At 63.7% G+C, this 22,608-nt stretch carries 26 protein-coding genes; 13 read left to right on the top strand and 13 right to left on the bottom strand.

The window, feature by feature from the left end; translation table 11 throughout:
• Positions 1-26 precede the first annotated feature (26 nt).
• The 3 genes from coaA (at position 27) to mscL (ending at position 2,352) form a co-directional block, all read left to right on the top strand.
• Positions 27-938 carry a type I pantothenate kinase gene (gene coaA / locus O1A05_RS08110; RefSeq protein ID WP_270107534.1) on the top strand — a complete coding sequence of 304 codons (912 nt, stop codon included), beginning with the start codon at positions 27-29 and terminating at the stop codon, positions 936-938.
• Between the two features lie 7 nt (positions 939-945).
• Positions 946-1,770: a M15 family metallopeptidase gene (locus tag O1A05_RS08105; RefSeq protein WP_270104730.1), complete on the top strand. Its 825-nt coding sequence runs from the start codon at positions 946-948 to the stop codon at positions 1,768-1,770.
• A gap of 153 nt (positions 1,771-1,923) precedes the next feature.
• Positions 1,924-2,352 carry a large conductance mechanosensitive channel protein MscL gene (mscL, locus tag O1A05_RS08100; protein WP_270104729.1) on the top strand — a complete coding sequence of 143 codons (429 nt, stop codon included), beginning with the start codon at positions 1,924-1,926 and terminating at the stop codon, positions 2,350-2,352.
• A 95-nt stretch (positions 2,353-2,447) separates the two neighbouring features.
• Here mscL and O1A05_RS08095 read toward each other — a convergent pair whose 3' ends face one another.
• Together O1A05_RS08095 and glmM are read right to left on the bottom strand one after the other, a co-directional pair.
• Positions 2,448-2,657: a hypothetical protein gene (locus O1A05_RS08095; RefSeq protein ID WP_270104728.1), complete on the bottom strand. Its 210-nt coding sequence runs from the start codon at positions 2,655-2,657 to the stop codon at positions 2,448-2,450.
• 7 nt (positions 2,658-2,664) lie between these two features.
• Positions 2,665-4,008: a phosphoglucosamine mutase gene (glmM, locus tag O1A05_RS08090; RefSeq protein ID WP_270104727.1), complete on the bottom strand. Its 1,344-nt coding sequence runs from the start codon at positions 4,006-4,008 to the stop codon at positions 2,665-2,667.
• 181 nt (positions 4,009-4,189) lie between these two features.
• Between glmM and O1A05_RS08085 the strand changes: the two genes are divergently transcribed.
• The 9 genes from O1A05_RS08085 to O1A05_RS08045 all read left to right on the top strand — a co-directional run bounded on the left by O1A05_RS08085 (position 4,190) and on the right by O1A05_RS08045 (position 13,753).
• Entirely contained in the window at positions 4,190-5,650 is a 1,461-nt protein-coding gene (locus O1A05_RS08085; RefSeq protein WP_270104725.1) for an ABC transporter substrate-binding protein/permease, read from the top strand.
• 29 nt (positions 5,651-5,679) lie between these two features.
• Positions 5,680-6,432, top strand: a complete 753-nt coding sequence (locus tag O1A05_RS08080; RefSeq protein WP_270107533.1) for an amino acid ABC transporter ATP-binding protein — start codon at positions 5,680-5,682, stop codon at positions 6,430-6,432.
• 159 nt (positions 6,433-6,591) lie between these two features.
• Entirely contained in the window at positions 6,592-7,944 is a 1,353-nt protein-coding gene (locus O1A05_RS08075; protein WP_270104724.1) for a hypothetical protein, read from the top strand.
• 60 nt (positions 7,945-8,004) lie between these two features.
• Complete coding sequence (locus O1A05_RS08070; RefSeq protein WP_270104722.1) at positions 8,005-8,805, top strand: ATP-grasp domain-containing protein; 801 nt, start codon at positions 8,005-8,007, stop codon at positions 8,803-8,805.
• A gap of 71 nt (positions 8,806-8,876) precedes the next feature.
• Positions 8,877-9,743, top strand: coding sequence for an ATP-grasp domain-containing protein (locus tag O1A05_RS08065; protein WP_270104721.1), 867 nt, complete (start codon positions 8,877-8,879; stop codon positions 9,741-9,743).
• Complete coding sequence (locus tag O1A05_RS08060) at positions 9,731-10,558, top strand: ATP-grasp domain-containing protein (RefSeq protein ID WP_270104720.1); 828 nt, start codon at positions 9,731-9,733, stop codon at positions 10,556-10,558. Before O1A05_RS08065 ends, O1A05_RS08060 begins: the two co-directional genes overlap by 13 nt.
• Positions 10,555-11,730, top strand: a complete 1,176-nt coding sequence (locus tag O1A05_RS08055; RefSeq protein ID WP_270104719.1) for a hypothetical protein — start codon at positions 10,555-10,557, stop codon at positions 11,728-11,730. Before O1A05_RS08060 ends, O1A05_RS08055 begins: the two co-directional genes overlap by 4 nt.
• Entirely contained in the window at positions 11,727-12,542 is an 816-nt protein-coding gene (locus O1A05_RS08050; RefSeq protein ID WP_270104718.1) for an ATP-grasp domain-containing protein, read from the top strand. Before O1A05_RS08055 ends, O1A05_RS08050 begins: the two co-directional genes overlap by 4 nt.
• The gene (locus O1A05_RS08045; protein WP_270104717.1) at positions 12,542-13,753 is read left to right on the top strand and encodes an MFS transporter; all 1,212 of its coding nucleotides are present in this window, start codon (positions 12,542-12,544) and stop codon (positions 13,751-13,753) included. Before O1A05_RS08050 ends, O1A05_RS08045 begins: the two co-directional genes overlap by 1 nt.
• Before the next feature lie 89 nt (positions 13,754-13,842).
• Here O1A05_RS08045 and rpsI read toward each other — a convergent pair whose 3' ends face one another.
• The 3 genes from rpsI to O1A05_RS08030 form a co-directional block, all read right to left on the bottom strand.
• Positions 13,843-14,340 carry a 30S ribosomal protein S9 gene (gene rpsI, locus O1A05_RS08040; RefSeq protein ID WP_270104716.1) on the bottom strand — a complete coding sequence of 166 codons (498 nt, stop codon included), beginning with the start codon at positions 14,338-14,340 and terminating at the stop codon, positions 13,843-13,845.
• A 36-nt stretch (positions 14,341-14,376) separates the two neighbouring features.
• Positions 14,377-14,820 carry a 50S ribosomal protein L13 gene (gene rplM / locus O1A05_RS08035; protein ID WP_270104715.1) on the bottom strand — a complete coding sequence of 148 codons (444 nt, stop codon included), beginning with the start codon at positions 14,818-14,820 and terminating at the stop codon, positions 14,377-14,379.
• Between the two features lie 261 nt (positions 14,821-15,081).
• A complete protein-coding gene (locus tag O1A05_RS08030; protein ID WP_270104714.1) occupies positions 15,082-16,236 on the bottom strand; it encodes an FAD-dependent oxidoreductase in 1,155 nt (384 codons plus the stop codon).
• 122 nt (positions 16,237-16,358) lie between these two features.
• Here O1A05_RS08030 and O1A05_RS08025 point away from each other — a divergent pair, with 122 nt between their 5' ends.
• Positions 16,359-17,261, top strand: a complete 903-nt coding sequence (locus O1A05_RS08025; RefSeq protein ID WP_270104713.1) for a LysR substrate-binding domain-containing protein — start codon at positions 16,359-16,361, stop codon at positions 17,259-17,261.
• Here the strand turns inward: O1A05_RS08025 and truA are convergent.
• The 8 genes from truA to map all read right to left on the bottom strand — a co-directional run bounded on the left by truA (position 17,251) and on the right by map (position 22,543).
• Entirely contained in the window at positions 17,251-18,177 is a 927-nt protein-coding gene (gene truA, locus O1A05_RS08020) for a tRNA pseudouridine(38-40) synthase TruA (RefSeq protein WP_270104712.1), read from the bottom strand. The genes O1A05_RS08025 and truA overlap by 11 nt on opposite strands.
• Before the next feature lie 135 nt (positions 18,178-18,312).
• Entirely contained in the window at positions 18,313-18,861 is a 549-nt protein-coding gene (gene rplQ, locus O1A05_RS08015) for a 50S ribosomal protein L17 (protein WP_270104711.1), read from the bottom strand.
• Between the two features lie 62 nt (positions 18,862-18,923).
• The gene (locus O1A05_RS08010; protein ID WP_270104710.1) at positions 18,924-19,922 is read right to left on the bottom strand and encodes a DNA-directed RNA polymerase subunit alpha; all 999 of its coding nucleotides are present in this window, start codon (positions 19,920-19,922) and stop codon (positions 18,924-18,926) included.
• Between the two features lie 155 nt (positions 19,923-20,077).
• A complete protein-coding gene (gene rpsK / locus O1A05_RS08005) occupies positions 20,078-20,479 on the bottom strand; it encodes a 30S ribosomal protein S11 (RefSeq protein WP_270104709.1) in 402 nt (133 codons plus the stop codon).
• A 70-nt stretch (positions 20,480-20,549) separates the two neighbouring features.
• On the bottom strand, positions 20,550-20,918 hold the full coding sequence (gene rpsM, locus O1A05_RS08000) for a 30S ribosomal protein S13 (RefSeq protein ID WP_270104708.1): 369 nt from the start codon (positions 20,916-20,918) through the stop codon (positions 20,550-20,552).
• Between the two features lie 267 nt (positions 20,919-21,185).
• On the bottom strand, positions 21,186-21,299 hold the full coding sequence (gene rpmJ / locus O1A05_RS07995; protein WP_270104707.1) for a 50S ribosomal protein L36: 114 nt from the start codon (positions 21,297-21,299) through the stop codon (positions 21,186-21,188).
• 43 nt (positions 21,300-21,342) lie between these two features.
• Positions 21,343-21,564, bottom strand: coding sequence for a translation initiation factor IF-1 (infA, locus tag O1A05_RS07990; RefSeq protein ID WP_270107532.1), 222 nt, complete (start codon positions 21,562-21,564; stop codon positions 21,343-21,345).
• A 178-nt stretch (positions 21,565-21,742) separates the two neighbouring features.
• A complete protein-coding gene (gene map, locus O1A05_RS07985) occupies positions 21,743-22,543 on the bottom strand; it encodes a type I methionyl aminopeptidase (RefSeq protein WP_270107530.1) in 801 nt (266 codons plus the stop codon).
• Positions 22,544-22,608 lie beyond the last annotated feature (65 nt).

Genomic DNA, 22,608 nt, shown 5'->3' with positions numbered 1-22,608 from the left:
AGCAGAATTACTCGCCCTTCACCGAACTGGATCGCCCCACCTGGGCGCGCCTGGCCCATGAGCTGGAGCAACCCTTCGATCTGGACGACATCGACCGGCTCCGCGGCATCGGCGAGCATCTCTCGCTCACCGAAGTGGAAGAGGTGTACCTCCCACTGTCCCGGCTCCTCTCTATACATGTGGCCGCATCTCGGCAATTGCGCCGGGCCTCCAATGAGTTCCTCCGCGAGTACACCGACCCCACCCCCTATGTGATCGGTGTGGCCGGCTCGGTGGCGGTCGGGAAGTCGACGACGGCGCGCGTGTTGCAGGAAATGCTGCGCCGCTGGCCGAACACACCGCGGGTCGAGCTGGTCACCACCGATGGTTTCCTCTACCCGAACGCCGAGCTGGAACGGCGCGGACTGATGGATCGCAAGGGCTTCCCGGAAGCCTACGACCGGCGTCGGCTGCTGCGCTTCGTGGCCGATGTGAAATCGGGCACCCCCGAGGTCCGCGCCCCCGTATACTCGCACCTGACCTATGACATCGTCCCGGATGAGGAAGTGGTGGTACGCCGCCCCGACGTGCTCATCGTCGAGGGGCTCAACGTGCTCGCACCCCCGCGAGTACGCGCCGATGGCACCGCCGGACTCTCCGTCTCCGATTTCTTCGACTACTCGATCTACGTCGATGCGAAGACCTCGATGGTCAAGGACTGGTACATCAGCCGGTTTATGGGGCTGCGCTCCGGCGCCTTCGCCGACCCGCAGTCGTACTTCCACCGCTATTCCAAGCTCTCGGATGCCGAGGCGGTGGAGACAGCCTCGGATATTTGGGACCGCATCAACGGGCCGAACCTGGCGCAGAACGTGCTGCCCACGCGCGGGCGCGCCAAACTGGTGTTGACCAAGAATCAGGAACACGCGGTGACCCGCGTGCTGATGAGGAAGGTCTGAAACCGAGATGACCCGCCACTCCGCCGCGCTCACCTTGATGATGATCACCGCACTACTCGCCACCGGTTGCACCTCCGAGAACCCGGCGACCGAGGAGGAGACCGTGCGCTCTGCGACCCCCTCGGGCTCCCCCAGCACGGACACCTCAGCGACTCCCCCGACGACGTCGACGCCTGCGACCGCATCCCCGTCGAGCCCCGCCACCTCGGCAGCGAGTACCCCCGAGGCAGCGGCCAGCGGTGCGTCCGGCCAGCAGGATCCGTCCTCGCTGACCGTCGTCGTGAATAAGCAGAATCCACTCAACCCGCCGCAGTGGGCGCCGACGGATCTGACCGGCCTGAGCGTGTCCACCACCAAATCCGGCCTGCAGCTGCGCCAGCCCGCCGCGGACGCCGCCGCCGCGCTCTTCGCGGCTGCCCAGGCCGATGGCGTGTCGCTGAGCGTGGTGAGCGCTTACCGCTCTTATGACTATCAGGTGGGCACCTATCAGCACTGGGTCAACCAACAGGGCGCTGCCGCGGCCGACCGTATTTCCGCGCGCCCCGGATATTCCGAGCACCAGACCGGGCTGGCCATGGATGTGGTGGGCTCCGACGGCGCCTGCACGCTGGAGACCTGTTTCCAGTCGACGCCGGCGGGGCGCTGGGTGGCCGAGCATGCCGCGGAGCACGGCTGGGTGATCCGGTATCCGGACGGCGCGGAATCGGTTACCGGCTACAGCTACGAGCCCTGGCACCTGCGCTATCTGGGCACCGAGGCCGCGCAAGAGATCATGGACGCTGGCGGTGTGCTCGAGACCGCCTGGGGTTTGCCAGCCGCACCGGGCTACTGATTCCAATACCGCACTGACTTCGCGGGATACCCGCATCTGGGTTACTCATCAGTTCTGGCAAGAGCTGAGCAAACCGATAAACATTAGCAGGCACCGGCGTGGCGTCGACAAATGTGTCTTCGGTTGACAGATTTCGTCCCGTACACTGTTGCCATGCTTAAAGGCTTCAAAGAGTTCATCATGAAGGGCAACGTCATTGATTTGGCGGTTGCGGTCATCATCGGCGCTGCGTTCTCGCAGGTCGTGAACGCGCTCGTGGATGCGGTGCTGATGCCGTTCATCTCCGGTCTGGTCGGGTCCCAGGACTACGACAACTTCTTCGTCGTCTACCTCAACGGCAACGCAATCCAGTTCGGCGTGCTGCTCACCCAGGTGATCAACTTCCTGCTGGTCGCCGCTGCCGTCTACTTCATCATCGTCATGCCCATGAACAAGATGATCGAAATGCGCAACAAGCGTCTGGGCATCGAGCCCGAGGAAGAGGTCGACGAGAACATCGCTCTGCTGACCGAAATCCGCGACGCGCTGGTCTCCCCTGCCGCTCAGAACCGCACCGACGGTGGCGGAGCGCATCAGGCCTGACTTCACGGAAGGCGCCTCGGCGTCACCGTCACATCACACCATTGAACAGCGAAGGCGGTTCCCCTCGAGGGAACCGCCTTCGTCGTTAGGGTCATCTAGCGCGAGGACCAGCAGGGCATCCAGTTGTTGTCGGGGTTCTCGCAGGTGGGTGCCCCCGCAAGCCACCAGGCTAAGCCTGTCAGCACGGTGGCGGCGATGACGATGCTGACGAACACCAGCCAGCGCCGTTGCCGCAGGTCCTCGCGGAGCGTCTCGACGTCGTCATCGACTAGATCCGCATGGTCGGGCCCAGGTTCGCCGGACATCAGCGGGTCACAGTGCGAGTTCGCGGCCGACGAGCTCGGCCAGTTCCTGGGCCTCTTGTTCGGCCGACTCCCGATCAGCCGCTTCCACCATCACCCGGACCACCGGTTCGGTGCCCGAGGGGCGCAGCAGCACTCGACCGGTCTCGCCCAAGCGGGCCTCGACAGCCGCAACCGCCGCTTGAACAGCAGGATCGCTGGCGGCGCGATTCTTGTCCACGCCCTTCACATTGACGAGCACCTGGGGCAGTCGTTCCATCACGTTGGCCAGATCGGACAGGCTACGTCCGGTGGCGGCCACGCGAGCGGCCAAGTGCAGGCCCGTCAGGACACCGTCGCCGGTCGTGCCATAGTCCGAGAAGATCACGTGACCGGACTGTTCGCCGCCCAGGGAGTAATCCCCGTACTTCATGCCGGCTAGCACGTAGCGGTCACCCACTTTGGTTTCCACCACGTTGACGCCTTCGCGCTGCATGGCCAGCTTCAAGCCGAGGTTGCTCATCACGGTCACCACGAGCGTGTCATCGCGCAGGGCGCCGGATTCCTTCAGGGCCACGGCCATGATGCCCATGATCTGGTCGCCGTCGATCACGTTGCCGTCGGCATCCACGGCCAGGCAACGGTCGGCGTCGCCATCGTGGGCGATGCCCAGATCCGCGCCATTGGCGACGACAGCGGCCTGTAGCTTGCTTAGGTGGGTGGAGCCGTAGCCATCGTTGATGTTCAGCCCGTTCGGGTCAGCACCAATGACCATCACATCGGCACCGGCGGTCGCGAAGGCTTCCGGTGAGCAGCCAGCTGCGGCACCGTGGGCGCAGTCCAGCACCACCTTCACGCCATCGAGGCGGTTCGGCAGCGAGCGCAGCAGGTGCAGCACGTAGCGATCTTCGGCATCCGCGAAACGCTGGATACGCCCCACTTCTGCGCCGGTAGGACGGTGTGGCGGCAGTTCCATCTGCCGCTGGATGGCGTCTTCCTGCTCATCAGTCAGTTTCTCGCCACCGCGTGCCAGAAACTTGATCCCGTTGTCGGGTGCCGGGTTGTGCGAGGCGGAGATCATCACACCGAAATCGGCGTCAATGTCCCCCACCAGGAACGCGGCAGCCGGAGTGGGCAGCACGCCCGCATCGAAGACGTCGACGCCGGAAGCGGCGAGGCCGGCACGTACGGCGGAGTTGATGAACTCACCGGAAACACGCGGGTCACGGGCCACCACCGCAACAGGGCGGCGGCCATCGGACACCTCGTGGCCGAGCACCACAGCAGCAGCCTGGGCCAGCTGCAGTGACAGCTCCGGGGTCAGGGTCTCGTTCGCTTTTCCACGAACTCCATCGGTACCAAACAATCTAGACATCAATCCTGATTCTAGAGCCAAACGCTTGATCTCTGAAACTCTTCGGCCTCGGCGTGCTGTCGTGGACCTTCAGCACAAAAAACACCGAGCTGAATTCTGGCTGAACAACACCTTAGGAGAATCGACGCGGATCAACTATCGTCAGACGCGTACATCTGTGACTCACACCTCAGGAGACAATATGAGACGGAACCGGCCCCGCGGGCTGGTGGTCACCGCCGTGTTGATGCTGATGGCCCTGCTCGGATTCGGCATCCCCGCAGCTCAGGCCGCCGGCGAAGACACCGGCGGTTCTACCGGCGAAACCTACATCATCGGCACGGACACCACCTTCGCCCCCTTCGAATTCCGCGACGCCTCCGGCGAACTCGTCGGCATCGATATGGACCTGATGCGCGCCATTGCCGAGGATCAGGGCTTCCAGGTCGAGTTCCAGTCTCTGGGCTTCAACGCCGCCCTGCAGGCACTGACCGCCAACCAGGTCGACGGCGTCATCGCCGGCATGAGCATCACCGAAGAGCGCCAGGAGATCTACGACTTCTCCGACCCCTATTTCACCGGCGAGATCACCCTGGCCCGCGACGAGGGCAACGAGGAGATCAACGGCTGGGACGACCTCGAAGGCAAGACCATCGCGGTGAAGACCGGCTCGCTCTCCGAGGAAGTCGCCAAGGAGAAGCAAGAAGAGATCGACTTCAACATCACCTCCCTGGACCAGACCACCACCATGGTTCAGACCGTGAAGACCGGCAATGCCGATGCGCTGATGGATGACCTGCCGATCATTGCCTATGGCATCCAGCAGGGTTCCGGACTCGAGATGATCGATGAGCCCGAGCCGGCTGGCGAATACGGCTTTGCCGTCAACAAGGATCAGAACGCCGACCTGTTGGAAATGTTCAACGCTGGTCTGCAGAATGTGCAGGAATCCGGCCAATACGACGAGATCCTCGATACCTACATCGGCAACGAAGACTCCGGACCGGATACCTCCACGTTCTTCGGACTGGCGGCTTCGATCTTCCCGGCGCTGATGTCCGGCCTGGGCAACACCTTGCTGGTCACCGCCATCTCCTTCGCGCTGGCCATGGTCATCGGCCTGGGGTTCGGTTTCCTGAAGGTCTCGCGCAACATCTTCCTGCGCGGCATCGCCACCACGTTCATCGCCGTCTTCCGCGGCACCCCGATCCTGGTGTGGGCGTTCTTCTTCTACTTCGGTCTGCCGCTGCTGTTGGGCACCACCGTGAACATCTGGGTCGCCGGTGTGCTCACCCTGTCGCTCAACGGCGCCGCCTACATCGCAGAAATCGTCCGCGGCGGCATCCAGTCGGTTGATCCCGGGCAGATGGAAGCTTCCCGCTCCCTGGCCATGTCCTACGGGCAGTCCATGGTGAAGGTCGTGCTGCCGCAGGCGTTCAAGATGATGACCCCGTCGCTGATCAACCAGCTCGTGATTATGATCAAGGATTCCTCGCTGCTGCTGGCCATCGGCTTCGGCGAGCTCCTTTACCAGGCTCAGCAGATCTACGCAGCCAACTTCCGCGTCACCGAGGTGCTGCTCATCGTCGGTGTGATCTACTTCGTCACGATTTACCTGCTGACCTTGCTGGCCAACTACGTCGATAAGAAGGTGAACAAGTGAGCACCCCCGTGAACGATCACACCGGCACTCTGCCGCTCGTCCTCGACGACGAATCCAACATCATCCGCATCGAGGACCTCCACAAGTCCTTTGGCTCCAATGAGGTGCTGAAGGGCATCAACGCTCAGGTGAAGACCGGAGAGGTGGTCTGCGTTATCGGGCCGTCGGGTTCCGGTAAGTCCACCGTGCTGCGTTGCCTCAACCGCCTCGAGGAGGCAACATCGGGCAACGTCTGGATCGGCGGACACAACCTCTCCGACCCGAAGGTGAACATCAATGAGGTGCGCAAGCATGTCGGCATGGTGTTCCAGCATTTCAACCTGTTCCCAAATATGACGGTCGCCGAGAACATCATGCTCGCCCCGATGCAGGTCAAGAAGAAGTCCCGCTCGGAGGCCCGTGAAGCCGCACTGAAGCTGCTAGACCGCGTAGGGCTGTCCGACAAGGCTGATGCGCGTCCCTCCTCGCTCTCGGGTGGTCAGAAGCAGCGCGTGGCGATCGCCCGCGCGCTGGCGATGAACCCCGAGGTGATGCTCTTCGACGAAGCCACCTCCGCGCTGGACCCGGAGATGGTCGGCGAAGTCCTCCAGGTCATCCGCGACCTGGCTAAGGAAGGCATGACCATGATTCTGGTGACCCACGAAATGGGCTTCGCCCGCGAGGTTGCCGACCGCGTGGTGTTCATGGCTGACGGCGTGGTGACCGAGTCGGGAAATCCGAAAGACCTGTTCGAGAATCCCCAGACCGACCGACTGAAGGATTTCCTCTCCAAGGTTCTCTGATACCGCACCACTGCTGACCGGCATCCGCCGGTCGCCCGCTCTGCGCCCCGTTCCGCTTCTGCGCGGCACGGGGCGCAGTGCGTTTCCCGGGACTGGCTCTCAGCAGATCGAGACGAGATCATGAGGAGACCGCGCCGAGCTCTAGCTCAGGGAGGCCCCATGGGACCCGACGACCGATCTACCCCGAGCCAACCCGTGATCGATTGCCTCTGCGTGCACGGCATCGGCGTACGGGGCAGCGAACCAGGACACACGGCCCGTGTTGTCGCCGACTGCGTCCAGCGCGGCGTGCACGAGGCCGGCGGACGCTACACGGAGCTGCCCGGTGCCGACGTCGAGGGGACGGAACCGCGCGCCGCGGTACGAGCACGCCTACAGCTGGCCCAACACGACGTCGTCGTCAGATTCCATGACCTGGCGTGGCACCATCTCGTGGATTCTCCCCGACTGCGCGACGTCTTCTGGTGGGCGTTGCGGATTGCGCCGCTGACACCCATGATCGTCGCCGCGGCCTGGTACCAGGACCGCGCCGTCGAGGACAGGGTTCGCCCCCGTGCATGGCATCGCATCGATCAGGTGATGTCGAGCTGTTTGGTGCTCATCGCCGGCTTGGTGGCTCTGCTGATCATCGTGCCGGTCGGTGTGATGGCCGGACTCCTGGCGATCCCGGTGGCGCGGATCCGTGAGCGTCTGCGGCGCATCCTCGTCGAGGTCCTGGGAGACGCCTGGCTCTACCGGTCCAACCGCTTCGAGGCCGAGGTGATCCCCCACCTGGTTGAGCGTGCGGCATCGGTGTCGCAGCAGGGCGGAACGCTCTGCCTGATCGGCCACTCCCAGGGCGGAGAGATCGCCCGGCGCATCAGCCTGGAGCGTGAGCCCGCGGCCTGCGTCGCCGTGGGCACCGGCGAAGCGCCCCTGGGAATGCTGCGCACCCTGGGTAGCAATCCGGTCGCCTGGGTCCTGTACTGGGCGTTCTATGCGGCGTTCCCGGCCTTCTTCGTGTGGATGGCCCGCGAGATCTTCGCCGTCGTTGACGCCGTCGTTGACGCGGCATCGCTGCAGACCGTCGCCTTCGCTCCAGCCGCTCATGCTTCGGCGGTGGTCCCGGCGTTGTTCTTCGTCCTCCTCACCGTCCTCATCGGCAGCACCGTGCGCCGTCCGGCGGATCTCGGCCGGCGGGCGGACTGTCTGAATGTGCAGGTGAAGTCCGTGCTGGATCCGATCAGCTACGGCTCCAGCAACGCCGGGGACGTGTTGCGTTTCCAGCCGCCCAGCGGTCGAGCCGCCAACCTGCTGGAACATACCCAGTACTTCACCACCGTCCACACCGGCCTCTTCCTGACGGAGACCCTGTTGGGTTCGACGGCAGTACCGGCAGCCCGGCAGTGGTGCGCGGCACGGTTCACCTGGTGGCTGCGTCTGCTCGGCGCGCTGGCCACCGCTGCACTGATCGGAATCCTTTGGGCGGTCGGCTCCTGGCAGCTTGCCCTGGTCCAGTCCTGGCTGAGCTGAGGGGCGGAGAACGGTTGAGGCTCTCATCATCGCCTCATCGAGGCGTCTTAGCGTGATGCCATGAATATCGACATCCTTCTTGTGAAGCATCCCTCCGAACGCCCCAGCCCCGTGATCCCCGAGATGATCGACCACCTCGAAAAGGGCGGGGTCGCGATACGTCCGATCTACCCGGACCTGCCCCATCAGCCGCAGCCCACGCCGGAGCACACGGATCTGCTCGTACTCAAAGCGAAGACTCCCGCCGCTCTTGAGGTCGCTGCCGGCGCCCATGCGGCCGGGATCCCCACGTTCACGCCCTATCCGGTCACCGCGCTGTGCCGGGACAAAGTGGAGACCACCCGGGCCTTGCAACGCCACGGCGTCCCCGTACCCCAGACCTGGAACGTCACCGATCCGCTTCAGATGACCGCGGAGCTCGACGACGGCCCCTTGATCTTCAAACCCCTGCGCGGTTCCCAGGGCCGCGGCATCGAGATCGTGCATTCCGTCGAGGAACTGCACACCCTGGCGCAGGCCGACCAAGGGGAAGAGCTGATGGTGCAGCGCTACTATGCCCCGGACGGTCTCGACCGGAAGATCTATCGAATCGGCGATGAAGTCTTCTGCGTGGAACGGGTGTTTCCGCCCACAACCTACCAGGACAAGCTGGGGCGTCTGATCACCCTACCGCCCGCCGTCGAGGAGGTGGCCCGGAGCTGCGGCGACGCTCTGGGGATCGATACCTACGGCGTCGACATCATCCTGCACGACGGTGAACCCTACGTGGTCGATCTCTCCAGCTTCCCCGGGTTCAAGGGCGTTCCAGACGCCGGACGCCGCCTGGCCGACCGCATTCTCGCCGCGCTACCGGACAGTTAATTTCAAGCAATCTCATCGTCATCTCATTTTCAGCTCATCTCCATCTCATGTTCAGCTAGTTCCATGACTCCATGTTCATCATCATGGTTCTCCTGGAAGAGCGATACCGGCAGCAGGCCCAGCCCGCTGGCCTGATCAGGGCGCTCCAGTACGAAGGCCACGCCGTGCGGATCGTCTCCGACGCAGACGACCAGCCCGCCGACCCGGCCGCGTTCCGCGATGTCGACGTCGTGGTGGCCCGCGGCCGCAGCCTGGCGGTGCTGGAGATGCTCGATCGGGCCGAAGCACACCGCATTCCGGTGATCGATTCGGCTCAGGCCGTGCGTTCCGTGCGGGACAAGGCGACGATGAGTCGGGTGCTGGCCGCCTCCGGGCTCGCGGTCCCTCGCACCTGGCTCGGCGACGACGACGAGCTGCGGGACCAGCTCGGCAGCCTCGCGGCGACCGAGGTCCCAGACGGGCTGCTCGTCAAACCCGTCTACGGTGACAACGCGCACGGGGTGCGCCGGTTGGACACCGCCTCCGCCGTCGACACCTTCCGGCGAAGCCCCTCCGAAGGGCCACTGCTGGTCCAGGAGTTCATTCCCGGCAACGGCACCGATGTGAAGCTCTACGTGATCGGCGACGCCGTCTGGGCGGTGCGCAAGCCCTCCCCGCTAGCGGGTTCAGCCCCGGTGGCCCCCGAGATGCTTCCGATGCGCCCCTCGTGGCTGCGCATCGCCCGCACCTGCCAGGACGCTTTCGGGCTACATTGTTTCGGCGTCGACTGCGTCGAGCGGCTGGCTCCGGACGGGCGTCTGGTCGAGACGGTGGTCATCGAGGTCAACGACTTCCCCAACTACACGGCCGTTCGCGGGGCCGACCAGCACCTCGCACAACTGGTGGTGGACCTCTCCCGGGATCCGCAGCGACGGCGGAGGTCCTCATGCGCATCGTGATCTTGTCCTCGCAGCCGTTCAGCGGCGCCTCCTCGGTCACCGCACAATGCCTGGAGCACCTCGAGCAGTGGGGCGTGACGGTGGACGTCGTCCTGCCGGGCACCCTGGTCAACATCACCGATCTGGCTCTCACCGCGGATTTGTACCTGCTCAAGTCCCCCAACGATCACGTCGTCGGGGTGGCCACCGCGCTGGAGGCTGCGGGAGCCCGCTGCGTGAACCCGGTCTCCGTGGTGCGCACCTGCCGGGATCGAATCGCCGTCACCGGGGTACTCGCCGCCGCCGGCGTCCCCGTGCCACCCACCTGGACCACAGCCGAGCTCCCCGGCATCGTGGATCTGCTCGATCAGGGCCCCGTCATGCTGAAGTCCGGTCGTGTCGGGGCCAGTATGGGCCACCGCACCATCTGGGACGAAGAGGACCTGGCCAGCGCCCACCAGCCCGGTCAGCAGTGGTTGGTGCAACGCCTGCAGCACACCGAGGACCGCGACCGGAAGCTGTACCGCATCGGCGACCAGGTGTTCGGGGTGAAGCGCCGCTGGCCCGCAGCGACCGAGGCCGACAAGCAGGGTGAGCCATTCACCGTCTCGGCGGAGCATCGCCGCATCTGTGACGCCGCGGCCGAGGCACTGGGCACCGATCTGTTCGGACTGGATCTCATTGAAACCGCCGAGGGGCCCCTCGTGGTGGACGTCCACCCCTTCCCCGGGTTCAAAGGTGTTCCCAACGGCGCACTGCGCCTGGCCGACTACCTCTTCGCCCGACTCCATGACGAGCCCCACGTGGCCACCGCCCACCAGGAGAGTGCACCATGAAGACCGTCATTATCGGAGCCGGGCGCATCGGGCTCGGTTGTGCGGCACCCATCGCCCACCGCGCCGGAATGGACGTGGTCGTCCTGGGACGGGGCCCGCTGGTGCCTCAGTTGAACCGCCATGGCCGTGTCCGAGTGCGCACCGTGCATGGGATGCACCGGCACAGTGTCGAGGTGCCGCTGGGCAGCGTCGATCTGGAGCGGCACCCCGAGGACGCGGCGGCCGAGATCGCCTCCGCGGATTTGGTTTGCACGGCGGTCGGGCCCGGCAATTTCGACGGCATCGCCGAGGTGCTCGCCCAGGGGTTACGCCAGGCAACGAGACCCGTGGATGTGGTCGCTTTCGAAAACAGTCCCGACGCCGCCGAGACGCTGCGCGCGCTGGTCCGCGACCACGGTGCGGATCCTCACGCGCATGGCTTTTCCGGGGCCGTGGTGGATCGCGTCGTCGCCCAGCGGCTGGAGGCCACCCCGGCAACCCCGCTGACGGTCATCGCCGAGCCCACCTGCGCCGTCGTCATCGACGCCACCGGCCTCGTCCGAGACTGGTCCTGGTTACCCCGCGTGCGTGCGGTCACCGAGTTCCGGGCCTGGTATCGCGCCAAGATGTACTGCTACAGCGCCGGACACGCTACCGCCGCCTATCTCGGCCAGCTCAAGGGCTACCGATACCTGCACGCCGCCGTCGCCGACCCCGAGATCGCCGATGCCGTGACCGCTGCCATGCGCGAGGGCCGCGACGGCATACTCCACCGCTACGGCCCCGTGATCGCAAGTGGCTTGGGCAGCGTGGAGAGCATTCTGGAGCGCTTCGGAAACGCCTCCCTAGGCGACACGGTCGACCGCGTCGGCCGGGATGTCCCCCGCAAGATCTCGCGCACCGACCGCCTCACCGGAGCCGCCCGGTCGGCTCGCAAAGCCGATGTGGTCCCCGAACACCTGGCCTTCGCCATCGCCGCCGCGCTGCACAGCTTCATCCCTGAGGTTCCTGCCAAGCGCGCCACCCGGTGTCGCATCATCTCGAAGATGCTCAGCATCAAACCGACGAGCGAACTGACGCGGCTCGTCGACGACTACTGGGGAAAGTTGCGCCACTCCTCGGCGCTGCTCTCCCTGCATCTGGACCTGCCCGCGTGGGAAGCCGATTCCCCGTCCGAAAGGAATGCCGTATGAAGATCACCTTCCTGCTGACCCGTCGCGTCCCCGATGTGCCCAGCCCGATCCTGCTCCGAGTGGCCGAGCGCCTGCGTGCAGCAGGCCACCAGGTGACCGGGTGGATCCCGGAGGACCGTCTGCTGCGCGCCGACGTCGTCGTACCGGAGGCTGACCTGTACATCCTCAAGAGCCACACCGAACACGCGCTGAGCTATGCGGCTGCCCTGCACGATACCGGGGCCCCTCTGCTCAACAGCTACCCTGCCTGCCTGATAGCCCAAGACAAAGTCACCGCCGCGCGCCGAATGCGCCAGCACGGCATTCCCACCCCGGAGACATGGCTCGTCACCAACCCGCAGGACGCCGCTGAGCTGCTGGCCGAGGGGCCGCTGATCATCAAACCGCACCGCGGGCACCGCGGGGCCGGGGTGAGATTGGTGCACCGCGCCGAGGAACTGCAGCAGCTCGGCACATCACCGGCCCCTGCCGAGCCACTCATTGCGCAGCGGCATGTGCCTGGCCCCGGAGAGGACCTGAAGGTTTATGTCGCCGGAGAGAACGTGTGGAGCGTGCGCAAACCCTTCGACGAGGAATCCTTCGCCCGCCCCGGGGTGAGCGTACCGCTACCCGAGGGGGTGTATGAGATCGCCCAGCGAACGCGCCGCGCCTTCGGGCTGGAGCTGTTCGGCATCGACATCATCGAGTCCGAGGACGGCCCCTTCGTGGTGGATGTGAATTACTTCCCCGGGTACAAGGGGTGCCCGGCCCCCGAGCAGGGCATCACCGAGGTGATCCTGAACCAGCTGGCCACCCTGGCGGTGCATCACTGATGTCCCGTCGCGACGCACGCGCATCTCCAGCGTCATCAGGTCCGGGACAACCGCTCACCGCTGTGGTCCTCGAAGGCTTCGCCTCGCGCCTGGCCTTCGGATTGCTCAGCTTCTCGCTGCCGCTCTACGCCTATGCTCTAGGGCTGCCGATCGCACAGATCGGGCTGATGCTGGCCACCAATGTCTTCATTGCGGCACTGCTGAAGCCCGTAGCCGGGGTGCTGATCGACCGCATCGGTGTCCGCACCGCTTATGTCATGGCGGTGCTGCTACGCACGCTGGTATTGGTCGCCTTGATCTTCGCGTTCGCCCCGGCGCATCTTTTCGCCGTCCGTGTCCTGCACGGGGTTGCCATTGCACTGCGCGACCCCGCCTCCTCCACCGTGCTGGCAGCCCTGGGTGGGAAGAACGCGGTGGCTCAGCGATTCGCCTGGTACCAGACCGTCAAGTCAGTCGCCGGTTCCGCCGGACAGTTCTCTGCAGGCGTGCTGCTGTCTGTCTTGCTCGACGACTACGCCATGGTGTTCACGGTCGCGGCCGTGCTCTCCGGTATTCCATTGATCGTCATCCTCTGGGGGCTGCGCGGGCCACTGGTGCAGCAGCTCCGGGTGCCGCGGCAGCAGCGTCCTCCCCGTGCGCCCCGGAGTTTGCGGGCCGCGCTCATCCCCTATGCGGGGCTCGGGGCCATGATGACGGGTACCGCCTACCTGATGGCGAACCTGTTGCCGGTGCTCGCGGTCGAGTACATGGGCCTGGCTCCCGCCGCCGCGGGGACGCTGTACTTGGTGAAGTCCGTCGTCAGTCTTACCGGGCCAGCCTGGGGATGGGTCGCGGATCGGGTCAGTCTGCGGCTCGTGCTCGGAGTGCGCGCTTTCGGCAATGCGGTGTCTTCACTGCTGTGGCTGTTGTTTCCCGGGTATGCGGGATTGCTCGCTGGCAAGATCGCCGACGACGTCGGCAAGGCAGCGTTCGCCCCGGCATGGGGCGCGGTCATGGCGCAGGTCAGTGCGATCGACCCGTCCCGGCGCACGCAATCTTTGGCATGGATGAGCACCGCCGAGGATGCGGGAGAGATGGCCGGACCGGTGGTGGCCGGGGTGATCTGGTCGCTATTCGGGCTGCCCGCGCTGCTGATCGTGCGTACGTTTTTGGCGGTGATCACGGAGGTCTATGCCTGGTTCCTGAGCCGTAGACCCGGTCTGAGTCGTTGACGCCACCTCGGGTTACCCCGACAACACAAAACCCGTGCTGCTTCCGGAAGGAAACAACACGGGTTTCGTGTCTGCGATGATCGCGAGGATCAGCGCTTCGAGTACTGAGGAGCCTTACGTGCCTTCTTGAGGCCGGCCTTCTTGCGCTCGATGATGCGTGCGTCGCGAGTCAGGAAGCCAGCCTTCTTCAGGGCCGGACGGTTGTTCTCGCGGTCGATCTCGTTCAGGGCACGGGAGATGCCGAGGCGCAGAGCGCCAGCCTGACCGGAGGGGCCGCCACCCTGGATGCGGGCGATGACGTCGTAGGCGCCTTCGAGGCCGAGCAGGGTGAACGGGTCGTTGACTTCCTGCTGGTGCAGTTTGTTCGGGAAGTACACAGCCAGCTCGCGGCCGTTGACGGTCCACTGGCCGGTGCCGGGCACTAGGCGCACGCGGGCGACAGCCTGCTTGCGACGACCCACGGCGGAACCGCCGACGGTCAGTGCCGGGCGCTCGGTCGGAGCAGCGCCTTCAGGGGTTGAGGTGGACTCGGAGGTGTAGCTCGTCAGCTCCACTTCCTCGGTGACCTCGTTCTCGTTGAGAGTCATGGTTCTCCTTGAAAGTTCTTAAAGTGGGGCTGACCCTTACTGGGCCACCTGATCGATGGTGAAGGGAGTCGGCTGCTGAGCGGCGTGCGGGTGCTCGCCACCGGCGTACACCTTCAGCTTGTCCAGGACCTGGGCCGAGAGCTTGTTCTTCGGCAGCATGCCGCGGATAGCTTTCTCCACTGCGCCCACCGGGTTCTTCTCCAGCAGCTCAGCGTAGGTGGTGGAGGTCAGACCGCCCGGGTAACCGGAGTGGCGGTAAGCCTTCTTCTTCTCGAGCTTGGCGCCGGTGAGGGCAACCTTCTCTGCGTTGATGATGATGACGTAGTCGCCCATGTCCATGTGGGGGGCGAAGGTGGGCTTGTGCTTGCCGCGCAGCAGGGTTGCAGTCTGGCTGGCAAGACGGCCCAGCACCACGTCGGTGGCGTCAATGACATGCCACTGGCGATCAATGTCGCCTGGCTTAGGTGAGTACGTACGCACTGTTGTTTGCCTTCGTTTTCGGTGTCGGGTCCAGTCACGGGCACCACTGATTCGTGAGGATCAGTAGCGCTGTCACTGTGCTTCGAGTGCTTCCGGTACACCAGGTGAGGGCTGGCGTGAGGCCGGGTCCGTGCTCCTCGGAAGACGATGGGTGCCATGTGACAATGCAACTACGTCGACACCACAAACGCCGCAGACTCCGAGAGGACTCGCACAACAGCTACCTATGCTACCGGCAATCCGGCGTTGAGGCAAAGCGAATCAGGCCGCCGCCCCGCCTCCCGCGCGGCCGATCACGCCGTCGAGGGTGAACCGCTCTGGGACCGTGGCCGCTCCGGCGACCATCTGCCCTACCAGGCGTCCGATGAGCGGGGCGAACTTGCCACCGTGCCCCGAACACGGAGACACCACACTGATACTACCGAACCGCTGGAGAATGAAGTTCTCCGTGGGAGTCATGGTGAACACGCAGCTGGCCTCGGCATATGATTCCAACCCCAATCCCGGCACATGCGCCTGGGCGTAACTCAGCAGACGCTGTCGAGCATCCTGGTTCAGCGAGCGATCATTGTGACGAGACGACGCGATGGGTCGCCCGCCTCTAAACTCGGCGATCTTTTGCCCTCGAAAATCTGCATCCCGCCCACCGGGTAGCGAATACACCTGCATCTCCGGGGTCTTATGGATGAAGGATGGCCAGTCCGCGTCCGCAAATTCTGCGGTATACGGCAAATGGATCACTTGCTCCTGCAGAACCTGCAATGACCCCACAAGGGGTCCGGTGACGATCGGGAGGTGAGGCAGCAATTCGGGCAGCCAGCCGCCGACCGCCAGGATGAGGTGCCGAGCGTGTATGGTCCGCCCATCTCGAGCCACCACAACGTGCCCACTCCCGCGTTCTCGCACCGAGATGACGTCCCAACCCGTCAGCAGCTCCGCCCCATGGCGCTGCGCCTGGGTGATCATCGTTTCCACGGTGGCCTGTGCGTCGAGAGCTCCTGCATCCGGGTGCCAAAGCACCTCGCTGTCAACGTCAAGCATCGGCCACCGACGCCGCGCCTCACGCGGGCCAACGAGTTCGTGGTCCACCCCAGCGTCGGCAAGGATGCTGGCCAATTGAGCTGGAAATCGTAGCGCGCCGGCATCGAGCGCGCCCGTCGTCGTCAACAGGTTCCGCCCCGACTCCTGCTCGAGTTCCGTCCACCAGCGTCGCGCTTCTTTGACCAGTTCAACGTAGAAGGGGTCACTATAGGCGTATCGAAAGATGCGCGCCGAGCCATGGGAACTACCCCAGGGATTGGCCGGCGCATGCGCCTCCAACACCAACACCTCACGACCATCGCGCGCCAAGTGCCAGGCCGTCGAGGCCCCCATCAAGCCTGCGCCGACAACAACGTATTCGTAACTTTCCATCATGTGAGCCCCTGTACCGGCCTGAACCAATTTCCTGGTGTATCCAGTACCCCACGAGAATCAGTTCACGTCCAATATCAATCTGGATATGATCATTCTTGAACTGCAAATAGTCAGGAGTGCCCATGGAATTGCGACAGTTACGGTATTTCGTCGCGGTGGCCGAAGAGCTTCATTTCGGCCGCGCTGCTGCTCGCCTGCATATCTCACAGCCGCCCCTGACCGTGCACATCAAACGTCTGGAGCAGACGGTTGGAGCCACGCTCTTCGACCGCACCTCACGCAGCGTTCAGCTCACCGCTGCAGGAACCAGGCTCTATCCTCGAGCTCTGGCTATTCTCGACGACGTCGACCGCGCTTCGGCCGAAGTGGGTCTCGTGGCGGAGGGGCAAGTGGGACAAGTGCGTCTCGGGTTTGTGTCTTCTGCGAGCTACGAGGTGGTGCCGCTCGCCCTGCGGGAGATGCGTGAGGAGCATCCCGGTATCAGCGTTGATTTGGAGCCCTTGGTTACCGGTGAACAGCTGGAAGCTCTCATGCAGCATCGCCTGGACCTGGGAGTCGTCCGCGATGCTCCCCTGCACCCCGGATTGGATTTCGTCACATTGCGCGAAGAACGCATTGTGGCAGTGGTACCCGTAGATCACCGACTGGCCCAGCGGCCCGAGCTGAGCCCGGAAGACCTGGCGAATGAACCTTTGATCCTTTTCCCCTTCACCTCCATGCCGGGATTCGTTGCCAATGCTCTAGAGGTGTTTCGTGAGCTCGGATCTTCTCCGCAGGTGGTGCAGCAGGTCATCAACCAGGAAAACGTGATGGGACTCGTGGCCGCAGGCGTCGGGGTGTCCCTGCTGCCCGAGTCTTTCTCGTCAGTGCAACATCCCCGTGTCGTCACGAGAGCGGTGACCAGGGCTCCGACGTCATTGTTGCAGTTGGCGTCCGCGCCCGGAGGCGCTTCGTCCGCGGCTTCCGTCTTACGCGATGTCCTGCTCGGTCAGCGACCGCAAGACTCATCGGTCGCTACTGTATAGCTGATGAGGGACGAGCCTCACTGTTTGCACTGCCCGTCGTCGTCCTGCGCGCTCGGGCCCGCAGCGCCTGAGCTGCGAGGTCCTCTGCCGACTCTGGGTAATCGATGCGCTCCAACACCAGCCCGCGTGCCGGAGCCAGGCGCACGTCGGAACCGCGGCGCTGTTCAGAGAGCCGCTCCAACATCCATCCCGCCGGACGCTTCCCCTCCCCGACCAGCATGGAGCTGCCCACCAAAGCACGCACCATGTTGTGGCAAAAGGCGTCGGCCTCTAGTTCCGCGTGGATCACCCCCGAGCGATCCCGGTGCAGATCAAACCGACGCAGTGAACGAATCGTCGTCGCTCCCTCGCGCGGTTTGCAGAAGGAGAGGAAGTCATGCAGGCCGAGCATCGAATCCGCTTCCGCCTGCATCAGCGAAAGACTCAGTTCCGTGCCGTGCCAGTGTGTGAAGCGACGCTGGAGCGGATCTCGGGAGTCCAATTGATCCGCGATGCGGTATCGGTAGGAGCGCCCCCGGGCGGAGAACCGTGCGTCGAAACCGTCTGGTGCGACCATGGCCCGGCGGATAACAATGCTGCCTTCCTGGGACCGCAGGACACCGTTGAGTCGGCGCACTAAGGCATCTTCGGATGTCACCCCCGGGCGTTGTCGGCTCACGTGTGTCCACTCTTGGGGCGTCAGGTCGCAGTGGATGACCTGATGCGCGGCGTGCACTCCGGCATCGGTACGACCGGCGACCACTGTTCGTACCGGGCGCCGGATCACCATCTCCAGCCCTGCTTCTACGGCGCCTTGAACAGACTCTAATCCTGGCTGAATAGCCCAACCGTGGTATGCCCCGCCGTCGTAGGCCAGATCAATTCTGATCCGCACCAAATGATCGGGGGCAAAGGCGGCGGAAGGTGGTTGGGACATAGAGCGATTCTATCGGCGACTGCGGTGTCACCCTGGATACTTGTAGTCCATGGTCTTTCCCCTTCGACCACGAAAAAGCTCCGGCCCCACGGAAAATCCATGGGGCCGGAGCTTATGCGCTGTGCTAGGTGGAAACTACTTGGTCTCGCCCTCAGCGGCATCCTCAGCAGGTGCCTCCGCTTCGGCCGGGGCCTCAGCCTCGGTTGCCTCGGCCTCAACGACCTCGGTTTCCTCGACGACGACCTCTTCAGCAGGAGCCTCGGAGGCGACAGCCTTCTCGGCTTCCTTCACCACGGCCTGCTTCGGTGATACGGGCTCCATGACCAGCTCGATGACGGCCATCGGAGCGTTGTCGCCCTGACGGTTGCCGATCTTGGTGATGCGGGTGTAGCCGCCTTCACGCTGTGCCATAGCCGGACCGATGACCGTGAACAGCTCGTGCACGATCGACTTGTTGGTGCGGTTCTTGGCTGCAATCAGGCCCTGAACGCGACGACGAGCAGGCAGATCGCCCTTCTTAGCGAAGGTGATCAGGCGCTCAGCGAAAGGCTGAAGACGCTTGGCCTTGGTGACCGTGGTGGTCACGGACTTGTGCTCGAACAGGTTCGCGGCCAGGTTGGCCAGCATGATCCGCTGGTGAGCCGGGCTGCCACCCAGGCGCGGACCTTTGGTTGGGGTCAGCATAGTTGGTTCTCCTCAGATGTCTTCCGTGATCGGTGGATGCACAGAAGCTAATGTTTCGTGGTTCAGTAGTCGCCGAACGGCTCGTCCTCTGACTCCTGAGAGTGCAGAGAAGGATCGAAGCCAGCCGGGGAATCCTTGAGCGACAGGCCCAGTTCCACCAGCTTCTCTTTGACCTCGTCGATGGACTTAGCGCCGAAGTTCCGGATGTCCATCAAGTCTGCTTCGGAGCGTGCGACTAGTTCACCCACGGAGTGGATGCCCTCACGCTTGAGGCAGTTGTACGAGCGAACAGTCAGCTCCAGGTCCTCGATCGGCAGAGCCATGTCGGCGGCAACAGCGTTGTCCGACGGCCCGGGGCCGATCTCGATTCCTTCAGCTGCCACGTTCAACTCACGAGCGAGTCCGAAGAGCTCCACCAGGGTGGAACCTGCGGAGGCCACTGCATCGCGGGGTGCCATGGCTTCCTTGGTCTCGACATCGAGGATCAGACGATCGAAGTCGGTGCGCTGCTCGACACGAGTAGCTTCGACTTTGAAGGTCACCTTCAGAACCGGCGAGTAAATCGAGTCGACAGGAATGCGACCGATCTCAGCGTCCGGAGTCTTGTTCTGTGCTGCGGTCACGTAGCCGCGACCACGCTCAATGGTGAGTTCCATATCGAACTTGCCCTTGCCGTTCAGCGTGGCGATGTGCAGGTCCGGGTTGTGGATCTCGACACCAGCCGGAGGCGTGATGTCTGCTGCGGTGACGGTGCCGGGGCCCTGCTTGCGCAGGTAGGCAACGACCGGCTCGTCGTGTTCCGACGAAACCGACAGCTTCTTGATGTTCAGGATGACCTCGGTGACATCCTCCTTGACGCCGTTCACGGTCGAGAACTCGTGCAGCACGCCATCCACGCGGATGCTGGTTACCGCAGCACCGGGGATGGAGGACAGCAGAGTACGGCGCAGGGAGTTACCGAGGGTGTAACCGAAACCCGGCTCCAGCGGCTCGATCACGAACCGGGAGCGGTGCTCGGCGACGACTTCTTCAGTCAACGTGGGACGCTGTGCAATGAGCACTGACATTTCCTTTCGGCGAACGTCCGCCATATGACGCACGCGGGGGGTGGAAACGAATGTTATGGGCTGGGGGACGCGTTACGTCACCGGCTGTGAATCGAACGTTATGGCTTCGCCCGATCCCGCCGCCGGCAGCAGCAACGCGTGAGACAACGTCAGACGCGGCGGCGCTTAGCCGGACGGCAACCGTTGTGAGCTGACGGAGTCACGTCCTGAATGGAGCCGACCTCCAGTCCAGCGGCCTGCAACGAACGAATCGCGGTCTCGCGGCCCGAGCCCGGGCCCTTCACGAATACGTCGACCTTGCGCATGCCGTGCTCCTGCGCGCGCTTGGCAGCCTGCTCAGCGGCAGTCTGTGCGGCGAAGGGGGTGGACTTACGCGAACCCTTGAATCCCATTTCACCGGCGGAGGACCAGGAGATGACTGCGCCGGTCGTGTCGGTGATGGAAACAATGGTGTTGTTAAAAGTGCTCTTGATGTGGGCCTGGCCCTGAGCGATGTTCTTCTTGGCGTTACGGCGACCCTTGCGCGCCGTACCACGTGTCTTGGGGGGCATGAAGTTCTCCTACGAAAGCTGTGCTATGGATGCTGACCGCAACCAGAGGCGGCGAAGGAAGTAGCTAAGACTACTTCTTCTTACCTGCCACGGTCTTCTTCGGTCCCTTACGGGTGCGAGCATTGGTCTTGGTGCGCTGTCCACGCACCGGAAGGCCACGGCGATGCCGCAGACCTTCGTAGCTGCCGATCTCAACCTTGCGGCGAATGTCGGCGGCGACCTCACGACGGAGGTCGCCCTCAACCTTGAAGTTGCCTTCGATGTAGTCGCGCAGCTGGACCAGCTCAGCGTCAGTGAGGTCCTTCACGCGAGTGCTCGGGTTGACCCCCGTAGCCTCGATTGCCTGCTCTGCACGGGTCTTGCCCACGCCGTAGATGTACGTAAGAGCGATGATCACGCGCTTTTCGCGCGGGATGTCAACGCCTGCTAGACGTGCCATATGGCCGTTCTCCTTGTTCTTCTTTAGCAAAGGTCTGCATCATTCCGTCCTCCCACCTGGCGAAGCACATCGCCTGCATCCGCCGTTCCGGCCCGGTCGAAGAACTCGACTGAAGTCGGCTTGCGCGATGCGGTGAAAGTCTCCGGCCTTTGCCTATCCGGAGGTTGGTTGCGATAGCTCAAGAGCTTCCGCATTCCCTGTCATGATGTTGGCCGCTGTTTCGGGCCGTGTTTTGTGCAGCTACGGGTGGCTCGTCCTAGCGGACGATCAGCCCTGGCGCTGCTTATGGCGTGGGTTCTCGCAGATCACGATCACGCGGCCATGGCGACGAATCACCTGGCACTTGTCGCAGATCCGCTTCACGCTGGGCTGAACCTTCATGGCTCCTCCTTGAGCGTTGTACGGGGGTTTGTCGATGAACTGATTACTTGTAGCGGTACACGATACGACCACGATTCAGATCGTACGGGCTAAGCTCGACGACCACGCGGTCTTCGGGCAGGATACGGATGTAGTGCTGACGCATCTTTCCCGAAATCGTGGCGAGCACGATGTGCTCGTTCTGCAACTTGACCCGGAACATTGCGTTCGGCAATGCCTCGGTGACCGTGCCCTCGACTTCGATGACACCTTCCTTCTTAGCCATGTCCTCCACAATCGTCTGGTCCACACTGCAGGATCCTCACAGGACGCAAGGGGCAAGGTGGACTGGATATTCTGAACTACTGCCCTTGACCGAATGGACACACCAATGGTTCAAGGCACAGTCAGCCAACAAGCTATGTTACTCTACCTGGCCCGAAAACAAAAACCAGGCCGGAAGCCTACTCCCCGATCGGTACTGGCGTCACGCCCAGCGGGGCTAGCTCGGAAGCTCCTCCATCGGGTGCGGTGAGGACCCAAATGCCACCATCATGCCGCGCCACCGAATGCTCCCATTGGCTGGCACGGGACTTATCCGCGGTCACCACGGTCCAGTCATCACTGAGAACCTGCGTTTCAATGTCGCCGCGCACGAGCATGGGTTCAATGGCCAGGCACAAACCGGACTTAATCTTGGCGCCCTTGATTCCGGCACGATAGTTCAACACGTCTGGTGCCTGATGCATCGCCGAGCCGATGCCGTGACCCACATAGTCTTCGAGAATTCCCAAGGGCTCGCCGGGCTGAGAGCTGACGTAGTCGTCGATGGCCTCGCCGATCTCACCGATATGGCGTGCGCTAGCGAACGCGGCAATCCCCCGCCACATCGCTTTGCGGGTCACATCGGAAAGTCGTTCATCGGCGGCGTCAGCTGTTCCGTCGGCTGAGGATCCTAAGATCACGGTCCGTGCAGAGTCGGAATGCCAACCGTCAACGATGCAGCCACCGTCGATCTTCAACACGTCACCGGGCTCCAGGACGCGTTCGCCTGGGATGCCGTGAACTACTTCCTCATTCACCGAGGCACAGATGCTCGCGGGGAAACCGTAGTAGCCGAGAAAGTTCGAGGTGGCGCCGGCCTCGCTGAGGACATCAGCGAATACCCTGTCGAGTTCAAGCGTGGTGACCCCGGGTTGAGCCGCCGCAATGGTGGCGTCAAGCGCCCGATTGAGGATGGTCCCGGATTCGTCCATACGACGCATCTGGCTGTTCTTTTTCAATTCGATGGATCGGCGTGACACGTCGATGGTCCTTTCCGGGAGAACGT

Origin of the sequence: Citricoccus sp. NR2 (genome assembly GCF_027594385.1) — a bacterium.
Lineage (GTDB): Bacteria > Actinomycetota > Actinomycetes > Actinomycetales > Micrococcaceae > CmP2.
This window is presented reverse-complemented; position numbering and strand designations above follow the sequence as displayed.